Source organism: Acaryochloris marina S15 (assembly GCF_018336915.1).
Lineage (GTDB): Bacteria > Cyanobacteriota > Cyanobacteriia > Thermosynechococcales > Thermosynechococcaceae > Acaryochloris > Acaryochloris marina_A.
Genome location: NZ_CP064923.1, coordinates 1,603,893 through 1,626,883, shown reverse-complemented (window position 1 = coordinate 1,626,883; position 22,991 = coordinate 1,603,893). Strand labels below are relative to the sequence as shown.

Genomic DNA, 22,991 nt, shown 5'->3' with positions numbered 1-22,991 from the left:
TCTAAAAGCGATGAATCAATTCACCAGCAAAGCTGGTTGGGGCAAGGTCTGCTTGATGTCCTGTTCTACCGTTTGATATGGCAAGCTTTTAGCCTGTAGCTTGCTAGTAGCTTCCAGAACAGGGAGAGGCGGACTGATCAAGAATCCCTGCACTGTTTCACATTTCAAAGCTTTTAACAACTCCAACTGTTCAGGGGTGTCAACGCCTTCTGCCACCACGCTTAAATGCAGTCCCCGCCCCAGGGAAAGCACAGCATTGATCACCTCTAATTCTTTGGCATCAGAGGTCAACCGTTTGATAAAAGATTGATCAATTTTGAGGGTATCTAAGGGGAGCTGAGTGAGATAGTTGAGAGATGAAAAACCCGTACCAAAATCATCCATGGCAATCTTAATCCCCATCCCTTGAAGCTGTTTCAGCACTTCTTGGGCTAGAGAGATATTCTTAATAGCAATGGTTTCGGTAATTTCCAATTCCAAATACTTCGGATCGAGTCTGGTTTTCCATAACACTTGCGAAATCGTTTCCACCAAGGTGGGGTCATAAAATTGCCGGGCCGATAAATTGACGGAAATGGTCAACGGCATACCGGTGATCTGTCGCCATTCCACGATTTGTTTGCAGGCCACTTCTAACACCCATTTGCCAATTTGCACGATTAGATCCGACTCTTCGGCAAGCGGGATAAATGTAGCCGGAGAAATCAGACCTTGTTCAGGATGTTGCCACCGAATCAGCGCTTCTAAACCTGTAATTTCCCCTGACTGCAAATTGATTTGGGGTTGATAGTACAACATAAATTCTTGACGTTCTAAAGCATGACGGAGGTCATTTTGCAGGGCAAATAACTCCGTGGCTTCCGAGTTCATATCAACATCATAAACTTGGAAAATTCCCCGTCCTTGCTCCTTACATTGATATAAGGCAACGTCGGCATTTTGCAGGAGAACTTCTGCTTCCTGACCGTCATCCGGGAAGCAAGCAATACCGATACTGGCATTGATATAGATTTCATGATGATCAATTTTCACCACTTCTTGGAAGGCATCTAGAATTCGTTGAGCCGTCCTCGTCGCATCGGCAACTGTTCTGACACTCGCCAGTAATAGGGTAAACTCATCGCCTCCCCAACGGGCGACCGTATCTCCGCCCCGTAAGCAATGTTGCAAACGATTGGCGACTTCTTTTAGCAGTTCATCCCCTACAGAATGGCCCAAGGTGTCATTGATGGTTTTGAACTTATCCAAATCCATAAACATGACTGCCAGATTGTCTTGATTGCGACGGGCTTCCGTCAGCGCTTGATCCAAACGCTCCGCAAACAGCACTCGGTTAGGCAGTCCCGTCAGGGCATCATGAAAGGCCTGCTGATGAATAATCTCATCTTTATCTTGTCGTTCTAAGGCAGCACTCACACTAGTTGCCATCGTCCGTAGAATGGCCTCTTCCTGGTCGGACCAGTGGTAATTGTCATTACAGTCATGGAGTTCCACAAACCCCCAAAAGTTATTTTTGACAATAATGGGAACCGCCAGAATAGATTGAACATTCTCTTGGGAAAGCATCGTTTGCTCAGCGGTCGAGAAGCCTTGGGTGACCCCGCTAATAGCAGCACCCCCTGCTAAGGTGGTGTACCATCGCTGCAGATGAGGATTGCTATAGAGCTGGTTTTGGCGATGTTCAAAGTGGCGAATCGAAGCAATCTGAGGGCCTGTCCATTCATAGCGAATGCTGGTGGCTAGCCGATGGGTCTCCGCATGCACATGATTCTCGCTAATACAGATGCGATCCACCCCGGCGGTGGTGCCAAATCGGGCTAATGCCGCATCAATCGCTTCTTCATAACTGGCGTTGGCTAACAGGTGGGTTGTGGCTTCGGCAACGCTTTGCAGTAACCGATCACGCTTGAATAATTCCGCCTCGACTTTTTTGCGCTCAGTGATGTCGGATAAGCAACAGCGAATTAGACCATTCTCAGAAATAAAGTGAATGGACTGTTCATAGACCTGCTGATCAACCGTTACTTCCCGGCTGAGAATTTTTTGTTTAGAAGATTGCGTTAAGGAAATTAACCCATGAACGGTTGGATGATCTACACCCAGCATTTGCAGGCTGGGAAAGGCATTATGGGCAGCGGGGTTGATATAGGTCAACTCTCCTTTGAGGTTGACTTCAAACATGGGGCTGGGCAAAATTTCGGGAAAAGAGGCTAAGCGAACCAAAGAGGTTGCTCCGAAACTAGGAGGGTCGTCCCCTTCATGTACAAAGGTTTCCCGAGGATTAATATCTCGGGTAACGGCTTCCTCAAAATCAAAGTTTTTACAGAAATCTCCAAATTCGAGATCGGTCAATGCCCCTAAAACTAGATATTTGGCCTTCATTTGGCGGCCAAATACAATCCGATCTCCATGATTGAGCTTGGTAGACGCACATTTCTCGCCATTTACAGAGGTGCCATTCGTGCTGGCCTCTCCCTGTAAGTTGCCATCAATGAGCATAAATCCATAGCTATTGGGATCTGCATTAGTCACTCGTAAAAACAAGGCATGCTGACGAGAAATCCCTTGGGAGCGGACGACAATAGAATTGGTTACGTCGCGGCCTAGAAAATAGGAAGATTCCTCCAAAGGCACTAAGCGAAAACCATCCAAATCCTCAAGGATTAGGAGATGCCGGATTTTTCGTTGCGGGTCATTGATGTCTGGGGGCACGGATCATGGTGTCGCGACGCTACAATGCTCTTTCAAATGCAGTCAATTCGGCATCAGTAAAACTATTGAACTTCTATTTTGATTAGCATTTCAGGCCAAATAATCTAGATATTTCTACGGCTATCCGAAAAAAATGGGTCATTATTGGCAAACTATTCTTGTTGCTCATCTTCATAGAAGCGATAGAACAGGTAGGCATCATCAAAGGGATGCTCATCCAAAACGTGATGAATAATCCGCTTTCGCATCAGTAGCCGACCAATACGCAGGGCTTCTTTGCGGGTGGCCCGTTGGGTTCGCATAAGCCAAATAACCGCTTCTGAGCCCACAAAACATCGGGGATAAATATTCAACCGATGACGGCGATCTTGAATATTCAGTCCCTGGTCACCTTTCATCTGGGCCACGAGTTCTACCAGGTTGATGTCTGGAGAAGAGGACCGTGAGATAGATCGAGGACTAGATGGGGGGGAAGAAAGGATCGGTGGGGGGGAAGATTGGGATCGCACAGAGTCTGGATAATACAAATGAGGGGCATTTTCCGTCCGCTGCTGCACTAGCAAATCGATCAGCTGCTCTAGGTGAGGTGATCGCACATGCAAATCCCGCTGGGGAAATGGAACTTCGATCTCGTACTGGCGCAGCATGGATTCGACACGAAAGTACAGATCGCTTTTGAGACGATACTGCTGGCGCGGTTCGCGAAACCACACCAAGACTTCAAAGTTAAGGGCACTCTCTCCAAACCCCAGAAACTGAACTTGGGGTTGAGGATGAGCCAAAACTTCTGGATGATGACTGACGGATTCAATAAGGGCGGTTTGAACACGGTCGACATCACAACCATAGGCCACGTCCACGGGCAGATGCAGGCGAGAGACGGAACTGCTGTGGTTCCAATTCACCACTTCTTTTTCTAAAAAATGGGAGTTGGGAACGATGATCGTCACTTCATCTTGGGTGCGCAGTTCGGTGCTGCGGGTGCCGATTTTCTCGACGGAGCCGACTAAATCTCCGACTTTGACGAAATCTCCGGCCTCGATGGGACGATCGAGGAGCAGGATGATACCACTAATAAAGTTGCTAACAATATTTTGGAGACCAAAACCAATCCCCAAGCCCAGGGCACTGCCGACAATTAACAGGGCACTGATATCGACGCCTAAAACTTGGAGGATAACGACGACCCCCAACCCGGTGAGGACATATTGGGTGAGAATTGCGATCGCATCTTGCAATCCCCGATTCACCCCCAGCAACGGCAAAATCCTAGCCTTGAGCAGAAGCGTCAACCCCCGCACAATCACCCACAACCCCAGAATCAACCCCATCACAATCAACAGGTCAACGATGCCGTATCCCTGTTCCTGCTCTTTCAGGATCAATATCGGTTCATCAAAACTCCGTAATACCAAGTACAGCAGGGTACGGAACTGGGGGAATAATTCGCAGACATAATAACCTGCTCCGCCCCAGACCAAAAGCTGAAGGCCCGTCAATCCCAGTAGCTTTAAAGGGCGTTTCGTATCTTGCATCGTTCGCAACTGCTGCCGTCGCCACCGGAGCCGGATCCATTGAATCCCGCAGTGGAGGAGGATGGCTAACAGTACAGCCACCCCACTGTTGAAGATCGCTTTTTGTCGATAGGTCAAGGTGCGTTCCTTGAGCCCCTTAGCAATCGCTAGATTCATCGTGCTTTGCCACTCAACCGCCTGCTCAAGCACTCCCTTACCCAACATGACATCGCGGTCAGTCACCGTTAATAGGTGACGGTCGGCCAAGCGTAAGGTGGGTAAAGGCCCTGGCGTCACCTCCACAGTTGGAACGGCAGGGGAATCCTGGGCCGCTGCAAAGTCCCGTATCGCTTGGGCTAAGCTATCGTTGGCCTGTTTAGCTCGGTCTTGTGCAGAAAATTCAGTAAGTTTACTGATGTGAAACAGTACTTTGCCATCCAACACAATCGGTGCGGTATCGAAGCTGCGGCCAATAGTAATCTCTGCTTGGGATGGAAGGGAGAGTCCAGTCAGTAAGAGAGTAATACTGAAAAATAGAATTAGAAAAGATTGAAGAGGCCTAAACGGTCGTCGATACAGCATCTCAGAGAAAGCAAACTCACACCCCACCCATTATTCAAGAGCGACATGATAAGAGCCTGAAAGCATACTGATCTTTTCGGAATGGTTTGCCAACGCCGAATCTAATGAGGTGATGGCAAAACTAGCCTCAAAAAATCGGGAGAGCTATTCAACAATGGTCATTGCGAATCTTGCCGCTGGGAAAGATGGTTTGGCAGTAGCGGCTATTGGTAACATCGGCACCACTGATATCAGCCCCTCGCAAATTGGCCCCTTGTAAGTTGGATTCACTCAGATCGACCCCGCTCAAGTCAGCATTTTGAAGGTCTGCATCTGTTAGATTCGCTTCACTTAAATCCACCCCGCTCAGATCGGCATCCTTGAGGTTGGCGGCTGTCAGGTTGGCTTCACTTAAATCCACCCCGCTCAAATCGGCTTTATTCAGATCACTTTTAGTGAGATTGGCATCACTCAAATCAGCCCCACTCAAATCGGCTTGGCTGAGGTTAACCTCACTCAGGTTACAGCTACAAAACTCGGCACCGCTAAAATCGGCTTGGCTCAGATCCAGCTGATGGAGGTCTAAGGAAGTGAAGTCGGCTCCGGCAAATCGACGTTCTCCGGCTGCGTAGCGACGGCTTAATTCTTCACGACTGAGTTTCATAGGTTTACTGGCGTTGCTGACGTTTCAACCATAGCTTAATTGCCTAGACTAGAAGCAACGAACGCAGCTCTCCCCATCAAAGACCTGAGGCACAAGGATCGTGAAGTTAAACTATCGACAAATTTTGCTGGGGTCTTTCAGTTGGCAAAGACTGATTCTGGCCCCCATCTTTATCTACGGTTGCTTTGCGCTCTATATCTTTTTCAAAGCGGACAGCATGATTTTCCTGCCTCAGTCCCCAAGCTACCGAGATACAGATGAGGTGATCAAGCTTCCGGTCACCAACCAGGAAGAGATCTCGGCCCTCTATTTCCCCAATCCCGATGCGACTTTTACGTTGCTGTATATCCACGGCAATGCAGAAGATTTGGGAGATATCCGGCCCCGGCTAGAACAGCTTCAGCAATCTGGCCTGAGCGTGTTTGCCTACGATTACAGAGGCTATGGCACCAGTGATGGTCACCCCAGTGAAAGCAATGCCTATGAAGATGCAAAGCAAGCCTATGCCTATCTGACCAAAGAGTTGGGGGTAAAGCCTAATCGGCTGTTAGTAAAGGGGCGCTCCCTGGGAGGCGGATCTGCGGTGTATTTGGCCACCCAGTATCCAGTGGCGGGAGTGATCTTGGAAAGCACATTTACTTCCATCTTTCGAGTGGTGGTGCCGATTCCGATTTTGCCCTTCGATAAGTTCACCAGTCTGGACAGATTAAAGCAAGTCAAAGCTCCCGTGCTGGTGATGCATGGAGAAAACGATCAGGTGATTCCCATTGAACAGGGCCGACGGTTATTCGAGGCAGCATCTGGACCCAAACGATCCTTATGGGTTGCAGAGGCCGGTCACAATAATTTCTCGCAAGTCGCAGGTGAACGGTATTTTCAAACGTTGAAGGAGTTTCAAAGGCTAGTTCTAGAGTGATATAAAAGCGCAGAATGACGAGAACTGAAGCTTTTCTACAACTTTGGCATCAATACTTAAATCGGGTGTTGATCTGTTTGTTTCAGGGGAATGAAATGGGCAAGCTTACTGGGCATCTATGCTGCCATAAAAAAAGAAAAAGCCTGATACAGCATCTGGTTGGTGATAGAGTGAGAAACTTTTAATCAGATAAGAACGTTGGTTTCAAGTCACTTTACCCCATAGCAAGAGAAGGGAATACAAATTTTGCAACAGCAAAGAATTCTGTGGGTACAAGTCTTTGCCCTGGCCCTAGTCCAAGGAGCGATTGTATTGATGTGGGTGATCTACAACCTTTACCTGGGAAAACTGCTAGGTGAGTTTGGATTTACCTCTGTCTTTGTCACGGGTATCTTACTGCTGGAAAACGGCCTGGCAATGCTCATGGAACCCCTAATGGGGAACTACTCCGATCGCGCCCAGCGCTGGCTAGGTAGCCGCTTCCCGTTTATTGCCGCAGGGGTAATTTTGGCATCGGGACTACTGATGGCAACTGCGGTGCTGGTCACGTTTAGTCAGCCCGAGGGGGTCTTTCGCTGGCTCTTACCGATATTACTCGTGGCTTGGGCCATTTCCATGACAGTGTTTCGCAGTCCAGCTCTGTCCTTGCTCAGTCGATATGCCTTTGGCAGTGGTCTACCGCAAGCAGCCAGTGTATTAACCGTAATGGGGGCGATTGCGGGGGCAATGGGGCCTTTGGCCAATAAATATATTCTGGAGTTAGGACCGGGGATTGCCTTTGGCCTAGCGTCACTCATTTTGCTAGGGGCTGCGGCTATTTTGCGGTCTGTCAATACGGAAGTGAAGATGCCCCATCAACCTTCTGGGGTTGGGGCTCGTCCATCCATGAGAAATTTAGCCCTGGTGTTTACGGTGGGATGGGGCACCTCGTTGGGGTTTCGGTTATTGATGACGACGTTTCCCAAAATCCTCAAAACCATTCCCAACCTAAATGTAGGGCTGACAATGGGCATGATCTTTATTGCCTTGGGGATAACGGCCATTCCGGCAGGAAACGTTGCCCGTAAGCTGGGGAATCGTCAAGCCATTCTGTTGGGATTAGTGGGATTAGCCATAACGTTGGTCGTGATGAATGGGGTCGGCCAGACCTGGGCAGCGGTGGGCGTAGCTATAGCCATTGGTACCTGTTTGAGTTTGGTGAATAATGGCACTTTGCCCTTTGCTCTGTCGATGGTGCCTGCCCAGAAAGCGGGATTGGGAACCGGGATGTTTTTTAGCGGGGGAGCATTGTCTGCTAGCTTATTTGGGGCTTTTTTCAAACAGCCGGACGCTTTGTCCCCCTTAGTGATGACGGCTGTCGCGATTGTTAGCTTTATCGTAGCGATGATTGCGATCGCATCTAGCAAAACCCCCTCCCTACCATCGACATAAATTAGGACCAGAATTTTCAGGCTCAATCACTCGAAAATCCATCCAATACATCTCCCAATTCCGCCGAGGCGTTTGCCATTGAGGATCCTGAACAATATTGGGGCTGTCGTAGATTTGCTCCTGATATTCAAAGACTACCGGTACGGTCTGCCCCGATTGAGTCCAGTCATAGATCATTTTCTTGAACTCCACCACGGGGAGAGCACTACCCTCTAGCTCTGCATTTTTCGGATCCATGTCCACCACCTCTGGCGGCAAGCTCAGAATCCAGACCACATCTTCCTGATAGCCCCAGCGCTTGAGGGGATTACTACCCAGCAGTAAATGGTTGGAGCGAGACCCTTCCGTGCGGAGATTGCTGAACATGGAGAAGGTTCCAGCAGTGCGGAGTCCTAGGTAGGGCATGAGGCCGAAACAGCAGAGGCCAATTAAAAATACCGCCATAAATTTGGGCATGGAGCTATTGAGAACGGAAAGTCCTTGCCAATTGGGTCGATTTTTAGGTGTAAAGAGCTGGGTGAGAATCGGCCAAAGGAAAATGACTGAAGCAAGGTTGAAGATGGCTCCGGCAGTGACTTTGATATCGAATTCTAAATAGGCGAGGTAATACAGGGCAGAGAAGACACCTGCCATAACGTTGAGGCCAAAGTACAGGTGTACCCGATGAATCTTTCTTCCCCCCAGAGAGATTTCTGACTGTTCTTGCCAAAGCTGCAGGTAGCGATCGGGAATAAAGGTAAAGAGTAAGCTTCCAGCCAGAGCACTGAAATCGACGAAGCCAATCATGGCGATAAAGCCATGCATCAGCCATGAGAGCAACAGGATCGGGGCCTGCAATCTGGGCACAAACAGCAAGAGACTCCCCAGCAATTCCCAAGCGAGGACAAAGTAGATATTGGCTTGCAAGATTAGGTCGGGTAGCAGGACGTAATCTTGATAGGCAAATCCGAAGGCATAGAGCAGAATACCGCCACAGGTGAGTAAGGCGAGCAGCAGGATTTTGGGACGTTTTGAGGATTTGAGTCTGGGACGGATGAGTCCTTGCCACAGTCCGAAGAGGGCCAGGGCAATCCCAATTACCATAACTGGAATGCCCAAGAGATTGGATTGGAGCATATCCAGAATGCGATACAGCATCATGCTGGAGCAGGACACTTGGGGGTTGAGAAAGTCGGTGTTGAGTTTATGGAATCCGGCCCAGAAATAGACACCGAGCAAGGAAGCTCTGAGAGCGGGGCGCATCATGGCGTAGTAGTCGTCGGCGCTGGCCTGTTTGATCCAGGCGTAGACCATACCCACTATCAGAGTGAGGTTGAGGTAGATCAGGAAGTTGACGTGGTTGGCGACGTCGGGGAAGCGAAAAATTAAGAAGTAGGCGGTGGAGAGGACCAGGAAGGTAAAAAATTTGCTCCGGGTTATTCGGGTGCAGACGAAGACGGTGATTAAGCCTAAAAAGGCGAGGGCAAAGCCTGGTGCTTTCCACTTTTCCTGCATTTCTAGCAGAAAGGCAGTCATGTAGAGGATGGTGAAGATTGAGAACGGACTCATCGGTTGGTTTGTTGGTAACTGTGTTCCCCTTTGATGGCGCTGTCAGCTTTTGTGGCTGAATATACGGCACCTTTCCAAAATAGACTTAATTGTTCTGGTTACTTTGTAGTGTTGAGTAGCTTGCTGGTTTCAGCACTCAGGTTTGTGATGGTTGCCATCCTTTCTGATGGTGAGGGTGGAAGAATTATTTCAGGAAGCGCGCAACTGTTATGCCGCTATGATTTAGTTTTCGATATGGAGGCAGCATTCGATTGTTTGAATAATCTGTATTTCACACAAAAATCTGAATAGTTGCTGATAGATTGGATAATGCGTGAGATTGAATTATGAGGTGAGATTAGATATCTAAAAGACGTGAACTAAAATGTTTCAAACAGTCTTTCAGCCATACTGAGAAGACACATAGAATACGTTTTTATTCCATTGTTTTTGCACACTTAAAGCATGGGTCTCTAGCTAAAGATAAGGGTGAACCTTGATCTATCTAAGGCGTTAGCACCAAAGTATTTTTTATCAATCTGGGATTAGCTGCAAGTAATTTATGTCTAGCCAAGGTTCTATTTTTATCTCTTATCGCAGAGAAGATAGCCCAGATGTGACAGGAAGAATCTATGACAGGCTCGTTGGGGAGTTTGGGGGAGATGCTGTATTTAAAGATGTGGATGATATTCCCTTAGGCAAGGACTTTCGCAAGCATCTAAACGAAGAAGTAAGTCGATGCCAAATTCTATTGGCTGTAATTGGCACAAAATGGGTAAATTGTGCCGATGGCAATGGCAACAAACGGCTTGATAATCAGCAAGATTTTGTCAGAATTGAAATTGAAGCTGCCTTAAATCGAGATATTCCTGTGATTCCGCTTCTAGTGAGTGGGGCAGCGATGCCTAGCTCCTCTCAGTTACCGGAGTGTTTATCTAGCTTAATCTATCGTAATGGGATTCAAATTAGACGAGACCCTGATTTTCATCGCGATATGGATAGGCTGATCAAGGGGATACCCCCCCTACTCGGCCTGTCGGCCCAAACAAAACTCACGGCTCAGCACGAAACACCTGCCAAGGACATCTCCGATCACTCTCAAGAAGTTACTGCTGATCCCAAATACGAAAAACTGGAGGAATTACTACAAAACCAGCAATGGAAAGAAGCCGATCAAGAAACCTATCGGTTGATGATCACTATTATGGGGAGAACAGAAGGAGACTACTTTCGTGAAAAAGACCTAAAAACATTCCTCTGTGAGGATTTGCAAACACTGGATCGTTTATGGGTAAAGTACAGCAAAGGCAAATGGGGTTTTAGCGTCCAGAAGCGAATTTGGGAAGAATGCGGTAGCCCTAGAACCTATAATGATGATTGGGAAAAATTCGGCGATCGTGTCGGTTGGCGCAAAAATAGCGAGTGGTTAGGCTACAAACAACTCACCTTCGACCTCCAAAAAACTTCCTTCGGAGAATTTCCGAGATGGTTTGTTGGCGGGTTCTCGTTAAAAAGAAGATCTCTTTTCTTAGGCATTTTCTCGCACAAAGGCTTGTAGACTGTAGCACGAGACAGTCTACAAGCATTTTTTAAATTTCATTTCCACGTTCAGATCAACATAAAACCCACCTTTTCAACGATTCCTTACCTGGCACCTCGCAACTCCCATTGTTTTACTTATGGCGGGATAAAATTCGGTTCATACCGAGTTCTCACCACCTCCGGGTTCCAGCAATTCGCAAGTACAAACTTCATTGCCACCGCTTGAATCTCTGGATCAACACCATCCCAATCATCCCAAGGCAAACGAGTTTGTCCCGGTGATGGCTTACGGGGTTTCCGTTTTAGCTTCAGTTTTGCCAATAACTTCGTTCCCCAATGACTTTTCTGAGGTGGCTTGGGCTTCGGTTTATACCCCTGGCAAAAACGACGATAGGCCCGAGAACCAATTTCAAAAACCTATTGATTCAGACCCATAACTCAACCCAGTTATTTAGTTCTCTACTGATTGAGGCATCGTATCAATTAATGCTCTCAGCACATTATTAACCGACTCGGGTGTTCTAAACACCTGAGCAACGTCATCATCTAAAACAACGACCTTCAGCTGCTGCTCTACATTACGGGCTACAAATCGATTAGGTTTAGCCTTTCTATAATCTAATTGATACTCAGCTTGAAGTTCATCATTTATGTCATTAGACTCTTCAAAAGCTTTGTCTTTCATAATCTTCAAGCTCCCTCCGGGTAGCTAAACGGGCGCTAATAATGCGAATCGCATGGGGGCGTTCAGTGAAAAAAACCAAAAGTAATCGGTTATTTTTAGAATGTCCAACAAGAATCTCTCGTTTTTCGCTCACTGAGTGGGCTTCATCATCAAAAATAATTGCTAGCGCATTGTAAAAAACAGACTTTGCCTCTTCGAAACTGACGCCATGCTTCTTCAGATTGGCCGTTGCTTTGGAATCATTCCACTCAAACTCCATGCCCAAATCATAGCTGATTACTGATTTCAACAGGACAGAAGCCGTTGGGAATGAATTTCTCCAGAATCTTAAACCTTTACACTCATTACTTCATGCTCAAATTTTCAACGCTGATATCCAAAATCTGAATCCACAATGAACCTAATAAAATCAAAGAAGATAGATATCTCAATTACCTCGTATTTAAGCAAAGCCTATCGCCTATACAAGTTATGGATAGCCAGAAATCAGGATTGTTCATCGGACTATCCACGCTGGATATGATTTATCTCGCCTCTGGTCCACCCCAAGCCAACCAAAAACTAGTCGCCCAAGACAGCTTAATTTCAGCAGGCGGACCCGCCACCAACGCCGCCGCCGCCTTCGCCCACCTCAACAATACCGCCCATCTCCTCACCGCCCTGGGCCAACATCCCATTACCCAACTGATGCGAGCCGACCTAGAAAGTCTCAGGCAACCCGTCATCCTCACCGACCTCACCCCCGACCAAACTCAATCCCCCCCGGTCTCTTCCATCGTGGTCACCCAAACCACAGGAGAACGTGCCCTTATCTCCCTCAATGCCCAGCGCCAAATCGCCCAGCCCCACCAAATCCCCCAAGATTTATGGGAAAAAATCACCACCACCGACATTATTCTGATAGACGGCCATCAAATCCCCGTTAGCCTCGCCATCGCCCAACAAGCCACTAACATTCCCATCGTCTTAGATGGTGGCAGCTGGAAACCTGGTCTAGAGACCCTTCTGCCCTACATCAACTACGCCATTTGCTCCGCCGATTTCCATCCCCCTGGCTGCCACAACACCCAAGCCACGCTGGACTACTTAAAACAAACTCTGCCCAAATCCAGTCATATTGCCATCACCCAAGGCAATCAGCCTATTCTCTATTGGCAGGGCACCGCAGGTACTGTGCCCGTCCCAAAGATTACCCCCGCTGATACCTTGGGTGCAGGAGATATCTTTCATGGAGCCTTTTGCCACTTTATTTTGCATAGCGATTTCCCCCAGGCCCTAGCCCAGGCCGCCCAAGTCGCAGCAACCGCCTGCCAATCCTTTGGCACTCGGGCCTGGATGCAATCCCCTTAAAATAGACGGGCACCCTTTGGGCATAAATCCTGTCCTTAGACATAGGCATTATTCGTTACCCTTACATCAATGAAGCGGACAACCTCTAAACTTGGGCAACTTCTACTGATCGGGCTGGGCACCCTTAGCTTTGATCTGCCGGTTTCTTCGGTGCGATCGCAACCCACAAGATCGCAATCCGCCCTCCAACTATCCGAATTCCCAACCCAAACCACAACCGTCCAATTCCCCTCAGCCGACCAAAACCAGCTAACCCAGCTTCTACAGCAAGCTCCCCAGCTCCAGCAGCAGGCTTGGCCGCAACTCCTGCAAACCCTGGCCGCCAAATTCGAAGGGGCAGCCTACACAGGGGGACTCCTGGATCAAAGTCCCCAAGAAGAATTAGTCCTTTCTCTCAGCCAGTTCGACTGCGTCCTTTTTGTAGAAACCGTCCTCGCCATCGCCCGTACCCTCACCGTCGAGGAGCCTTCCCCCCAAGTATTTAGCAATGCAGTCCAAACCCAACGCTATCGCCAAGGACACATGCAAGGCTATTGCAGTCGTCTCCATTATTTTTCCGATTGGATTGCCGATAACCAGCGTCGTGGCTTAGTCGAGAATATTACCCCAGCCTTGGGAGGCATTCTTCTCAACAAACCGCTCAACTTTATGAGCCAGCATCGCCAGAGCTACCCACAGCTAAAGAGCACAGCTAACTGGCAATGCATCCAGGTCGTAGAGACTCGGTTGCAGTCACTACCCTTGCACTATATTCCCCAAGCCCAAATCCGAGGGATTGAAGCGTCTCTACAGCCAGGAGATATTATTGCCGTGGCTACAGCAGTTCCAGGGTTAGATGTCACCCATACGGGACTGGTTTACCAAATGTCTGATCAGACCAAGGGACTCATCCATGCCTCTCCCGGCGGTAGCGTGCGTATTGCCCCGGATTTAGCCACCTATGTTGCCAATGTCGATCAATCCATCGGCATTATTGTGGCTCGCCCTCAAAATTCCCAGCAATAAAGAGAATTATAGAGAATCCCCAAAAGCACAAGTATGCATAGGGTTGAGCTTGTGATCAGAAAGGTTGTGATTTTTCAGCGGGAGTGAGATTGTAAAAAAGTCCGCTCAATGTTCGCTATGTTACCTAAGAAATTTATCCCCCTGTTTTGTGCTGCGATCGCACTCGTGTTTTTTGCCAGTTGCTCCACCCCCAACCCAACTAGTACAGCCCCTAGTCCCTCGCCGGAAGCTGAGTCCCTCACCGCAACTGAGCCCTTGAACGTAGCACTGGCCATCCTCTCCCCAACAGAGGGAAATCAGGTAACCGGATCAATCAAATTCAAGCAAGCAGAGGATAAAATCACTATTCTCGCCAATCTCCAAGGCTTACAGCCCAATTCCGTCCATGCTTGGCATATCCATGAATTTGGTGATGCCTCCAGTCCAGATGGGAAAGCTATGGGCGGCCACTACAATCCAGAAGAAATGCCCCACGGACTCCCCAACAATCCTGAACGTCATGCCGGAGATTTGGGCAACCTCAAAGCCGATAGCCAGGGAGAAGTCGCTAAGGAAATTACCGTCAATAACATCTCCATTAACGGCCCCCAAAACCCCATTCTGGGACGTGGCCTGATTATTCATGCCGAAACCGATGATGGCGGACAACCCACTGGTAATGCTGGAAGTCGGATTGCCCAAGGCGTGATTGGTCTGCCCAAAGCATAGCGGTGTCCCCTGCCTCTATTCAGCCGCGTGATCCAGCTCTCCCAGAAGCCCTCAGCCTCATTCAGCAACGGGACCCTGAACAGTATTTATCCACCGGACGGTCATCACCTGACATCCAAGGCAGCCCTCATGCAAACCCATATCCAGTTTCTAACCGTGGGGAAGAAGCATCGCTGATTGTAGAGCCTTGGTGAATCACGACAGACTATGGGGAAATCAAACGATTTTTTATCCAACCGAAATTTCGAGGGATGCAGCTCGGCCACCGACTGCCCCAGGACCTGGAGACAAGGGCTGTAGCGCTGCATTTACCCTACCTCCGCTTAGAAAGTGGAGTGTCCCAACCTGAAGTATTGGGGTTATTTACCCAATTAGGCTATCAACAGCGGGGACCCTTCGGCCAGTATCAGGCAAAGCCCTATAGTGCGTTTATAGAAAAGTCATTGACGGAGCTCTAGCCTCACGGTCAAACCTTAAAAGATGCGAGATAAAACCTCCATTACACCTGGATTATTCGCTTCTGTATCAATCGTTACTGTAAGCAATGCCGTCTAGCGTAAATACTATGATCCAAAGGGTACGTTCCCATTACTTAGCTCGTCCAAAGTTATGAAATAAGATTCAGATCGCAACCTATCTTTCGTGATCTGTATTGATTTGTTCTCAAGTTCAGGAACTGATAGCCAATTTCTTTTGACCATCTTTTATTTCCTAATCAATCAAAGGCTTAGGTAAGGTCAAGAATATCGTTAGCGGTAGGGGGAAAACATATGGATCATCATTCGAGCGAAAGTGCTGCCTCGAACAACTTATTAATTTCACCACAACAGTCTTTCCTCGAATTCTCTCCATCGAAGCAGATGCAAGAGATCCTCCAGCAATATGAAAGAATGCTGGAGCAGCAACAAAATCAAATCGAATATTTGAATCTGGAATTGCAACAATTGCATTCTACAAAATCTTTAAACTTCAAAGGGAATAAGATTTGGTTCAAATTGAGACAATATCTGTCTGGCATCCACGGAAGTTCAAGCGTTCAACCTCGTTTTTCCCTGAGTCAAATCCTGTTTACTTACATCGGTAGTTTTCTAGGAATTGCAGCCTTAGCCTATCTGAGTATGGTCTCAGATTATCCGCTAATTGCTGCGCCCTTTGGTGCTGCTGTAGTACTCGTATTTGCTGTGCCGAATAGTCCCCTTGCCCAACCCCGAAATTTAATTTTTGGCAACTTATTGGGGGGAGTTGTGAGTGTCGTGATGGTTTATCTATTTGGTTCTGAACCGTGGGTCATGGCTTTATCTGTCGCGACCGCCATTAAAGTGATGCAGTTAACCAAAACCCTCCACCCACCGGGAGGAGCTGTGGCTTTGGTAGGAGTTATGAGTCAAGCCAGCTGGAATTTTGTACTCACACCTGTCGTCGCAGGATCAGTCATCCTCCTGTTTTGTACCTTTGTTTTTAATAATTTAATACCAGAACGTTCTTATCCTCGTCACTGGTTATAAGTTCTTTTATGTTGAAAAGTATTTAGATCTTGGATAGGTATCTATTGGCACATCAATTAAGAAGAATAAGAAAAAGAGTTCGTGTTGATATTTTAGGTGTCGTGATTAGTAATGCCATTGTGATGGCAGCACCTTCCCTCAATATAGAATTCACCAAAAATATCATCCTAACCTTTGCTAATATCGTTATGTTCATCCTGATTTGGGATGCTTATTTTGACGATAATCTATCTCAAAAAAGCCCCTGGGGCATTATTAAAGATCTACTGACCGTTACGGCTGTCAGCACAATCACAACTTTTATCACCTATCAAATCCTGATCAAGAAAATTACTCTGTTGATCACTAACTGGGGAAGCCTAGGGTGGATATTAGGAGGAGCTGTCGCAGGCATTGTCACAGCTATATTGGGGCTGATATGGGCATTCTACTGTGATGATCTTTACCGTAATTCTGCTACTTAGGGACACAAAAAAATCTCTGGCAAATCATATAATGAACCGCCATCTTGTCGATTTTGTTATTTAGCCATAGTTGACTTAAAAGAATTTTGTAATCAGATTAGATCTCTAGACATTTAGCAATCTAATGGAAATAAGCACGTTCAATGCATGAGGCAGTAAAGTGCTTCACCCCGCCTAGCTTCGGTCTCTTCACTCGCAGGATGGCATGAATTCTTTATACTTCTAGAATGCAACCCCAAATAATGTCGTCAAAAATGGTGCTCTTTTTACCTATTCCGGCAGCGGGGAAAACCATTGTCCTGACTCTCGTTCTGCATGTTTCCATCTTTTTTACCCCCCGGAGTTGCTCAACTCACTGAAGACACTTCCATTGCCCTAGCGCAACAGATCCAGCAAGAAGCTATTACGACCCCTCTTCTTCCCGACCCGATCCTGACAACCTATGTGCAGCAAGGAGAAGGAGATATCCCCATCCTGTTGCTGAATGGCTTCGATAGCTCCCTCTTAGAATTTCGGCGCCTTATCCCCAAGCTGGCCCCACACACTGAAATATGGGCATTGGACTTGCTGGGATTTGGCTTTACGGAGCGGCCCGAGGGGGTTGCCTTCAGTCCCACGGATCTCAAAACTCACCTCCATAGCTTTTGGCAACAGATGATTCAACGGCCCATGATCATCGCCGGGGCATCGATGGGTGGGGCGACGGCCCTAGATTTTGCCCTCACCTATCCTGAGGCTGTCGAGAAGTTAGTGCTGTTGGATAGTTCCGGCTATGCTCCCTCTCCTAAGGCAACCAAGTTCATCATGCCGCCGTTTGATCGCTGGCTGACCAACTTTCTACGCAGTCCTCGGGTCCGACGGTGGGTGAGTGTGCAGGCCTATTGCGATCGCAGCTTCGTTACTCCCGATGCCGAATGCTGTGCGTCTCTGCACCTAGAGGATCCCAATTGGCACCGGGCCTTAGTCGGCTTTACCAAAAGTGGCGGCTACAACTTCCTCTACGACACCATCAAAGACATCCCACACCCCACTCTGATCCTCTGGGGAGAAGAGGACAAAATTATGGGAGTGAAGGATGCCGACACCTTTGATCAAACCATTGCCCATAGCCAGCTAACTTGGATTCCCAACTGTGGTCATGTCCCCCATTTAGAGCAGTCTCAACTCACTGCTGACTATATTTTGGAATTTCTATCCGCCTCTGAGCGCAAGGAGAGTCAGACCGTTGGCACGCCTAGTAGCCAAGACGGATAGCTGCAAGCTAAGCTCTCAATCTGCTTTTTAATCCAATTGTTCTTCCCCAATATCTGCCAACGCCAAAGGTGCATCTCCAGGGGTTCGTAGATTTTCCACTAAAGCTTGAATTTCAGGGGGTGGAGGTGGCGTCAACCGAGACACCACCAGGGTCACCACTAGGTTGATGAGCATTCCCAAGGTGCCAATCCCTTCTGCTGAAACCCCAAAGAACCAGGGAGACATGCCGTAGAATTTCACACCTAAAATATAAACGGTGGTAAATAGCAGACCTGATACCATGCCTGCGATCGCACCTTCCCGATTCGTCCGTTTATCAAAAATCCCCAGCAAAATCACCGGGAAAAAACTCGCCGCCGCCAAACCAAAAGCAAAGGCCACCACCTGGGCCACAAACCCCGGCGGATTGATGCCAAAATATCCTGCAATCAAAATAGCAAACCCAACCATAATGCGGCCCACCAGCACCCGCTCTCCTTCAGACGCATCCGGTTTCAGGAGTTTGTAATAAACATCATGGGCAATGGAGCTAGAAATAACGAGGAGTAAGCCAGATGCCGTCGATAGGGCTGCAGCTAAGCCACCCGCAGCAACCAATGCCACGACCCAAGGCGCAAGCTTAGCCACCTCTGGTGTAGACAAGACAATAATATCGGGGCTAATTTTGACATCGCTCGTCTCTTCCGTCGGCGTCCATTCAATGATGCCGTTACCATTCTTGTCGTCTAGGGTCAGCAGCTTGGTGGTTTGCCATTTTTGTACCCAGTCCAGCTGCTGGACTTCGGCAATAGGCTGGTCATGCAAAGTGTTAATCAAGTTATAGCGAGCAAAAGATGCGATCGCAGGGGCAGACGTATACAGCAACGCAATAAACAACAAGGCCCAACCCGCAGAGTAACGAGCCGCCCGCACATTGGGAACCGTATAAAACCGAACAATCACATGGGGAAGCCCCGCCGTCCCCACCATCAAGGCAATGGTGATAAACAAGATATCCAGCATGGATTTTGAGGCAAAAGGTTGGGTATAAGCATCAAACCCCAAATCCAACTGCACTTGGTTGAGCTTATCCACCACATCCCCAAAGGTGAAAGCCAGTTGGGGAATAGGATTTCCTGTCAGTTGCCAGGCAATCGCAATGGCCGGTATCAGATAGGCCACAATCAATACAGAATATTGAGCCACTTGAGTCCAGGTAATCCCCTTCATACCCCCCAAAATGGCAAAAAAACCGACGATCACCATGCCAATCATCACGCCAATATTGACATCCACCTGCAAAAATCGGCTAAAGACAATGCCAACTCCCCGCATCTGTCCCGCCACATAGGTCAGAGAGACAAAAATAGCAGCCACAACAGCCACCAATCGAGCCACATTGGAATAGTAGCGATCACCCACAAAATCAGGAACCGTGTACTTGCCGAATTTGCGCAAATAGGGCGCTAACAGCAGGGCCAGCAACACATAGCCCCCAGTCCATCCCATCAAATAAATCGAACCATCATAGCCCAAAGATGAAATCAGTCCCGCCATCCCCATAAAGGAGGCCGCTGACATCCAATCCGCTGCCGTCGCTGCACCATTCGCAATGGCTGGAACGCCCTGGTCGGCGATGAAAAAGCCCTTGCTATCTTTCACCCGAGATCGCCAACCAATGTAGAGGTACACCATAAAGGTAATGATGACAAAAATAGTTGTCCAAACTTCAACAGTCATAGGATCACTTCTGCTTAGGGTTGGCGTTGTACTGGCGATCGAGCTTATCCATCTGCTTGGCATAGATAAAGATCAAGGCCACAAATACGAAGATGGAGCCCTGCTGAGCCATCCAAAACCCAAGGGGTAAATTACCAATGGAAATGTTGTTGAGGGGCTGAACTAGCAAAATACTGAAAACAAGAGAGACTAAACCCCATACAATCAGCAGGGTGCGAATCAGGGCAGTATTTTGCCGCCAGTAGTTGGGCACGCGGGGAGAGGTCATGGAAGGCACTCACAAAAAATTTACCCGCTAGTCTACTACTAGAGCTGTCCCCAAATGATGCAGCGATGGGGAACGTAACATTACCGATTATGTTCTTGGCCTCGCACAAGAGCCTGGCTTACTACGTTACTCCTCACAGAACAGCTGTCAGCTAAGTGCTTAGAAAGATCTCTTTTCTTAGTTGTTTCCTCTGGTAGTTACGTTGCCTTATCAACATGACTCGTTTCATTCTCAAAGAAAGAGCGGGAGCATGTCACCTTTGCAAATGCACAAAGTTTGGAATTAAAAATTTGATGCCTGAAAGCAAGGCTAGCAAGGATTTTTGAGATGAGTATAAATACTAGCTTACAAAGGTGACATGCTCCCGAAAGAGCCCAGTCACTGTGAGCAGTCAAAGTTACTATCCACATTTTTTCAGAATGTTAACCCTGTGAGAATTCCTCCCACAGGGTTAACATTCTATTAAACGATTGGCAGAGGTTAACGAAAGCTCAACCGGTGTCTCAGAGAGGTTTTACCTGAACGCAAAGTTGAATCTTTGGTATTAGAGGTGCCTTAGCTCAGAAGCAGAAACCATACAGAATATTCACTCAATATGTTCTCGTTCTAAGCAAGACTTACTCCTCAAAATCATGGGTCTTGCTTAGAACGAGAACGTCGCCCGAAGTAGCCCCTGAATAACATCGTTATTTCCACTCACGTTAAAGGGATTAGAAATAAACATTACAGTGGGTGTCAGAGTAATATTGTCGTTAATCGAAAAACGATAAAACGCTTCAAAGTTAGTTTGAGACGGTTGACCATCACCCGCAACCACAAAGGGTTGACCTATCGCAACAGCCAGCAGTGAGCCCGGTGCGCCTAAATCCCGGATGCCCAAGCCGCCCATCCACGTCAGAATGTAGTTGCTAATGCCGGTGTTTCCGATACCCGTACCCAATACATTATTGGGATCAGGGTTAAACAGATCGCCTCGTTGCCCAGTGACTGTATTAACGACAATCTGTGGGTTAATCGAATAGCCAATCCGACCAAAGAACCCAAATCGGCGATTAAAAGTTGCCTCAACGTTGGCACCAAGGGCATTCTGCCGAACGTTATTCGTCTCTGAATGAGTATATTGCAATCGAACAGCAAAGTTATTCTGGGCTTCTGCACCCCAAGTATCGGCATACTCTAATTCAGCTGAAGCCTGGTAAGGATCGCCAAAGAGTCCACCGTTACAAGGAAATGCTGAATCACATAAACCACTAGTACCTGCTGCATTCTTCCCATCTCTTGCGATGTAAAGAGCTCGGAAACTGATTGGTCCACCGTTAACATTCCAGTCAACGGCAGCTCCTGCACCACCAGGAACCCAATTACCAGCAGAGAATCCAGTAGAGTTAGCAATAATTAAAGGATTATTGATGAAAAAGCCGGAATTGAAATCTTGGGCAGAATTATTAGCATAGCTATTACTATCAATAAAATCGCTTGGGAATATGTTCGTTCCCGCAGTAATTGTTACATCTGGGCCAATGGGTTTAAAACTATACGCTAACCGCCGCAAAACAACACCGTTTCTAAGTCCGGCGTAGTCAACAGCTCCTAAATCAACCAGAGATACCCCAAGATTATTGCCCTGTGAGGTGCCACCCACAACACGGGGAACGGGAAAAGGATTTGGGTCCCCTCCGGGGAAACCACCCACTCCATTAGAGACAGGAGAGTTAAGACCCGCAGATGAAAAGAAGTCCAGTCCCCCATTGCCAAATTCAAACTGAGTTTGTAATAAATCATCGCCACGAAAGCTGGTATTAAAATTCAGCCGAACTCGGGAAATTGCAGATGGTCGGGAGTCACCGATACGGGGAGAGTTCACTGGTAATGGTGCCAAGGGGTTCAAAACTCCTGGTATGACCGGACCTGGTATAAATTGACCATTGGTTCTATTTGGAGCTGCAAGTGGCACAGGAATCGTATTTTGAGCATTGCTGACAAAGTCGCCAAACTGAGCAGCCATAACCACTTCAGCCTGCAGTTTGGTGGTGGTTGAAAACTGCTGTGCTTCTACCGTTGCAACGCGTGCTTCTAATCCATCAACACGTCCTCTTAAAGTGGCGAGTTCTGCCGCAAACTCATCCTGCAGCGCTTTAAGGGCATCTAAATCTTCTTTTGTGGCAAAACGATTGCTGAGGTTATCCAAACAAGCATTAACCAAAGCAGCAGCTTCTCGTCGAGAAATAGCCCGGCTTGGCCTAAATGTTCCATTCGGATATCCAGCAACACAGCCGTATCGCTCAACTAAGGATTGAATTGCTTGAAAAGCCCAATCTGTTGGGTCTACATCGCTTAGTTGACCAACAGCAGTAACCTGAGCTTGGGAATTATCTCCCAGCTCATGCAGGCTACGATCACCGTGGTAAGCCTTGCCTGACTCAGATCCCAGTAACTCATCAACAGTCAATTCTTCAGCATCAGCAATTTTAATGGGTTGAGATAATATCGGTTTCGTAAAATTCCCAGACTCAGCAACAATAGGAGAATTCTCTTGATTATTTTTTAGTGGGGTGATTGGAGCTGCAGCTACAGCTAATTCTCCTGCCGCAATCGTAAGCCCCAAAAAGAATATCCTAATACAAGTCTTTTTTTGAATATTTTTTTTCATAATTCTACTTTCTCACACCTTTAATTTTTCACAAACTTATTTTGTCAGCATTTAGCATACTTTGAAGCTAAGACATTCATGCCTAATAAAGAATAGAGCTTGAAACCTTTGAGTAACAAGAGTTATGTGATGTTTAAGTTGTGTAAAAAGTGTAAATTGGCTTAATATCAGGCTTGAAATCACTCATTTATAGGATGAGCAAGATTCTGGGAACTATAAGGAGAATAATCAAGACAGAACCGAATTCATGCTGTTTTTTAGGTGAGCACAAATATAGGTAATCTTAAACGACGATCTAAATATTTTCAGCATTTTGGTTTTACTGATAACCACTGAAAAGTCATTTATTAATCAAATACAAAAGCAATCTAAAGAGCCTGCTGTATGACAATTCTATTTACACGAACATGGAAACTCTTACAGACTCAAAGATCTGTCTACCTGAGAAGCTGTTTGAAAAGTTGTTTTACCCCTTGTATCTCTCATCGAGAGGGGTTTTAAGGTAAAGGGGTCTAC

At 47.4% G+C, this 22,991-nt stretch carries 22 protein-coding genes; 12 read left to right on the top strand and 10 right to left on the bottom strand.

Annotation, left to right across the window (positions count from 1 at the left end):
* Window positions 1–15 precede the first annotated feature (15 nt).
* The 3 genes from I1H34_RS08165 to I1H34_RS08155 form a co-directional block, all read right to left on the bottom strand.
* On the bottom strand, window positions 16–2,712 hold the full coding sequence (locus I1H34_RS08165) for an EAL domain-containing protein (protein WP_212665162.1): 2,697 nt from the start codon (window positions 2,710–2,712) through the stop codon (window positions 16–18).
* Between the two features lie 152 nt (window positions 2,713–2,864).
* Window positions 2,865–4,808 carry a mechanosensitive ion channel domain-containing protein gene (locus I1H34_RS08160; RefSeq protein WP_212665161.1) on the bottom strand — a complete coding sequence of 648 codons (1,944 nt, stop codon included), beginning with the start codon at window positions 4,806–4,808 and terminating at the stop codon, window positions 2,865–2,867.
* A 148-nt stretch (window positions 4,809–4,956) separates the two neighbouring features.
* Window positions 4,957–5,451 (bottom strand): pentapeptide repeat-containing protein, encoded by a 495-nt coding sequence (locus tag I1H34_RS08155; RefSeq protein ID WP_212665160.1) that lies wholly within the window; start codon window positions 5,449–5,451, stop codon window positions 4,957–4,959.
* A gap of 97 nt (window positions 5,452–5,548) precedes the next feature.
* Between I1H34_RS08155 and I1H34_RS08150 the strand changes: the two genes are divergently transcribed.
* Together I1H34_RS08150 and I1H34_RS08145 are read left to right on the top strand one after the other, a co-directional pair.
* Window positions 5,549–6,367: an alpha/beta hydrolase gene (locus I1H34_RS08150; protein WP_396124648.1), complete on the top strand. Its 819-nt coding sequence runs from the start codon at window positions 5,549–5,551 to the stop codon at window positions 6,365–6,367.
* A 246-nt stretch (window positions 6,368–6,613) separates the two neighbouring features.
* The gene (locus I1H34_RS08145) at window positions 6,614–7,798 is read left to right on the top strand and encodes an MFS transporter (protein ID WP_212665158.1); all 1,185 of its coding nucleotides are present in this window, start codon (window positions 6,614–6,616) and stop codon (window positions 7,796–7,798) included.
* Here I1H34_RS08145 and I1H34_RS08140 read toward each other — a convergent pair.
* Window positions 7,784–9,346 carry a hypothetical protein gene (locus I1H34_RS08140; protein WP_212665157.1) on the bottom strand — a complete coding sequence of 521 codons (1,563 nt, stop codon included), beginning with the start codon at window positions 9,344–9,346 and terminating at the stop codon, window positions 7,784–7,786. The genes I1H34_RS08145 and I1H34_RS08140 overlap by 15 nt on opposite strands.
* A 33-nt stretch (window positions 9,347–9,379) precedes the next feature.
* Between I1H34_RS08140 and I1H34_RS08135 the strand changes: the two genes are divergently transcribed.
* On the top strand, window positions 9,380–9,637 hold the full coding sequence (locus I1H34_RS08135) for a hypothetical protein (RefSeq protein WP_212665156.1): 258 nt from the start codon (window positions 9,380–9,382) through the stop codon (window positions 9,635–9,637).
* 250 nt (window positions 9,638–9,887) lie between these two features.
* Window positions 9,888–10,883 (top strand): GUN4 domain-containing protein, encoded by a 996-nt coding sequence (locus I1H34_RS08130; RefSeq protein ID WP_249369920.1) that lies wholly within the window; start codon window positions 9,888–9,890, stop codon window positions 10,881–10,883.
* A gap of 119 nt (window positions 10,884–11,002) precedes the next feature.
* Here the strand turns inward: I1H34_RS08130 and I1H34_RS08125 are convergent, their stop codons facing one another.
* The 3 genes from I1H34_RS08125 to I1H34_RS08115 form a co-directional block, all read right to left on the bottom strand.
* Window positions 11,003–11,188, bottom strand: coding sequence for a hypothetical protein (locus I1H34_RS08125; protein ID WP_212665155.1), 186 nt, complete (start codon window positions 11,186–11,188; stop codon window positions 11,003–11,005).
* 130 nt (window positions 11,189–11,318) lie between these two features.
* The gene (locus I1H34_RS08120; RefSeq protein ID WP_212665154.1) at window positions 11,319–11,552 is read right to left on the bottom strand and encodes a hypothetical protein; all 234 of its coding nucleotides are present in this window, start codon (window positions 11,550–11,552) and stop codon (window positions 11,319–11,321) included.
* On the bottom strand, window positions 11,533–11,811 hold the full coding sequence (locus tag I1H34_RS08115; protein WP_212666190.1) for a BrnT family toxin: 279 nt from the start codon (window positions 11,809–11,811) through the stop codon (window positions 11,533–11,535). Before I1H34_RS08115 ends, I1H34_RS08120 begins: the two co-directional genes overlap by 20 nt.
* A 212-nt stretch (window positions 11,812–12,023) precedes the next feature.
* On the opposite strand from I1H34_RS08115, the gene I1H34_RS08110 reads away from it, so the two are divergent.
* The 8 genes from I1H34_RS08110 to I1H34_RS08080 all read left to right on the top strand — a co-directional run bounded on the left by I1H34_RS08110 (window position 12,024) and on the right by I1H34_RS08080 (window position 17,838).
* Window positions 12,024–12,902 (top strand): PfkB family carbohydrate kinase, encoded by an 879-nt coding sequence (locus I1H34_RS08110; protein WP_212665153.1) that lies wholly within the window; start codon window positions 12,024–12,026, stop codon window positions 12,900–12,902.
* Window positions 12,903–12,971: 69 nt separating this feature from the next.
* A complete protein-coding gene (locus I1H34_RS08105; RefSeq protein ID WP_249369917.1) occupies window positions 12,972–13,907 on the top strand; it encodes an N-acetylmuramoyl-L-alanine amidase-like domain-containing protein in 936 nt (311 codons plus the stop codon).
* 117 nt (window positions 13,908–14,024) lie between these two features.
* Entirely contained in the window at window positions 14,025–14,615 is a 591-nt protein-coding gene (locus I1H34_RS08100; protein ID WP_212665152.1) for a superoxide dismutase family protein, read from the top strand.
* Between the two features lie 2 nt (window positions 14,616–14,617).
* Window positions 14,618–14,809 (top strand): hypothetical protein, encoded by a 192-nt coding sequence (locus I1H34_RS32080; protein WP_249369915.1) that lies wholly within the window; start codon window positions 14,618–14,620, stop codon window positions 14,807–14,809.
* Between the two features lie 57 nt (window positions 14,810–14,866).
* Window positions 14,867–15,073: a hypothetical protein gene (locus tag I1H34_RS32075; RefSeq protein WP_249369913.1), complete on the top strand. Its 207-nt coding sequence runs from the start codon at window positions 14,867–14,869 to the stop codon at window positions 15,071–15,073.
* 312 nt (window positions 15,074–15,385) lie between these two features.
* A complete protein-coding gene (locus tag I1H34_RS08090) occupies window positions 15,386–16,120 on the top strand; it encodes an HPP family protein (RefSeq protein WP_212665151.1) in 735 nt (244 codons plus the stop codon).
* A 44-nt stretch (window positions 16,121–16,164) separates the two neighbouring features.
* A complete protein-coding gene (locus tag I1H34_RS08085; protein ID WP_235107793.1) occupies window positions 16,165–16,584 on the top strand; it encodes a hypothetical protein in 420 nt (139 codons plus the stop codon).
* 315 nt (window positions 16,585–16,899) lie between these two features.
* On the top strand, window positions 16,900–17,838 hold the full coding sequence (locus tag I1H34_RS08080) for an alpha/beta fold hydrolase (RefSeq protein ID WP_212665150.1): 939 nt from the start codon (window positions 16,900–16,902) through the stop codon (window positions 17,836–17,838).
* A 27-nt stretch (window positions 17,839–17,865) separates the two neighbouring features.
* On the opposite strand, the gene I1H34_RS08075 is transcribed toward I1H34_RS08080, so the two are convergent.
* From I1H34_RS08075 to I1H34_RS08065, 3 genes are all read right to left on the bottom strand, one after another.
* On the bottom strand, window positions 17,866–19,557 hold the full coding sequence (locus tag I1H34_RS08075; RefSeq protein ID WP_212665149.1) for a sodium:solute symporter family protein: 1,692 nt from the start codon (window positions 19,555–19,557) through the stop codon (window positions 17,866–17,868).
* A 4-nt stretch (window positions 19,558–19,561) separates the two neighbouring features.
* Window positions 19,562–19,825, bottom strand: a complete 264-nt coding sequence (locus tag I1H34_RS08070) for a DUF4212 domain-containing protein (protein ID WP_212665148.1) — start codon at window positions 19,823–19,825, stop codon at window positions 19,562–19,564.
* Window positions 19,826–20,468: 643 nt separating this feature from the next.
* Window positions 20,469–22,475, bottom strand: coding sequence for an iron uptake porin (locus tag I1H34_RS08065; protein WP_212665147.1), 2,007 nt, complete (start codon window positions 22,473–22,475; stop codon window positions 20,469–20,471).
* Between the last annotated feature and the right edge of the window lie 516 nt (window positions 22,476–22,991).

Bases quoted from the DNA above. Each gene is read 5' to 3' on its own strand.
- I1H34_RS08110 (WP_212665153.1), top strand. From the start codon at position 12,024: ATGGATAGCCAGAAATCAGGATTGTTCATCGGACTATCCACGCTGGAT.
- I1H34_RS08155 (WP_212665160.1), bottom strand. From the start codon at position 5,451: ATGAAACTCAGTCGTGAAGAATTAAGCCGTCGCTACGCAGCCGGAGAA.
- I1H34_RS08140 (WP_212665157.1), bottom strand. From the start codon at position 9,346: ATGAGTCCGTTCTCAATCTTCACCATCCTCTACATGACTGCCTTTCTG.
- I1H34_RS08105 (WP_249369917.1), top strand. From the start codon at position 12,972: ATGAAGCGGACAACCTCTAAACTTGGGCAACTTCTACTGATCGGGCTG.
- I1H34_RS08080 (WP_212665150.1), top strand. From the start codon at position 16,900: ATGTTTCCATCTTTTTTACCCCCCGGAGTTGCTCAACTCACTGAAGAC.
- I1H34_RS08135 (WP_212665156.1), top strand. From the start codon at position 9,380: ATGGCGCTGTCAGCTTTTGTGGCTGAATATACGGCACCTTTCCAAAAT.
- I1H34_RS32075 (WP_249369913.1), top strand. From the start codon at position 14,867: ATGCAGCTCGGCCACCGACTGCCCCAGGACCTGGAGACAAGGGCTGTA.
- I1H34_RS08160 (WP_212665161.1), bottom strand. From the start codon at position 4,808: ATGCTGTATCGACGACCGTTTAGGCCTCTTCAATCTTTTCTAATTCTA.
- I1H34_RS08130 (WP_249369920.1), top strand. From the start codon at position 9,888: ATGTCTAGCCAAGGTTCTATTTTTATCTCTTATCGCAGAGAAGATAGC.
- I1H34_RS08120 (WP_212665154.1), bottom strand. From the start codon at position 11,552: ATGAAAGACAAAGCTTTTGAAGAGTCTAATGACATAAATGATGAACTT.
- I1H34_RS08115 (WP_212666190.1), bottom strand. From the start codon at position 11,811: ATGGAGTTTGAGTGGAATGATTCCAAAGCAACGGCCAATCTGAAGAAG.
- I1H34_RS08100 (WP_212665152.1), top strand. From the start codon at position 14,025: ATGTTACCTAAGAAATTTATCCCCCTGTTTTGTGCTGCGATCGCACTC.
- I1H34_RS08090 (WP_212665151.1), top strand. From the start codon at position 15,386: ATGGATCATCATTCGAGCGAAAGTGCTGCCTCGAACAACTTATTAATT.
- I1H34_RS08075 (WP_212665149.1), bottom strand. From the start codon at position 19,557: ATGACTGTTGAAGTTTGGACAACTATTTTTGTCATCATTACCTTTATG.
- I1H34_RS08065 (WP_212665147.1), bottom strand. From the start codon at position 22,475: ATGAAAAAAAATATTCAAAAAAAGACTTGTATTAGGATATTCTTTTTG.
- I1H34_RS08070 (WP_212665148.1), bottom strand. From the start codon at position 19,825: ATGACCTCTCCCCGCGTGCCCAACTACTGGCGGCAAAATACTGCCCTG.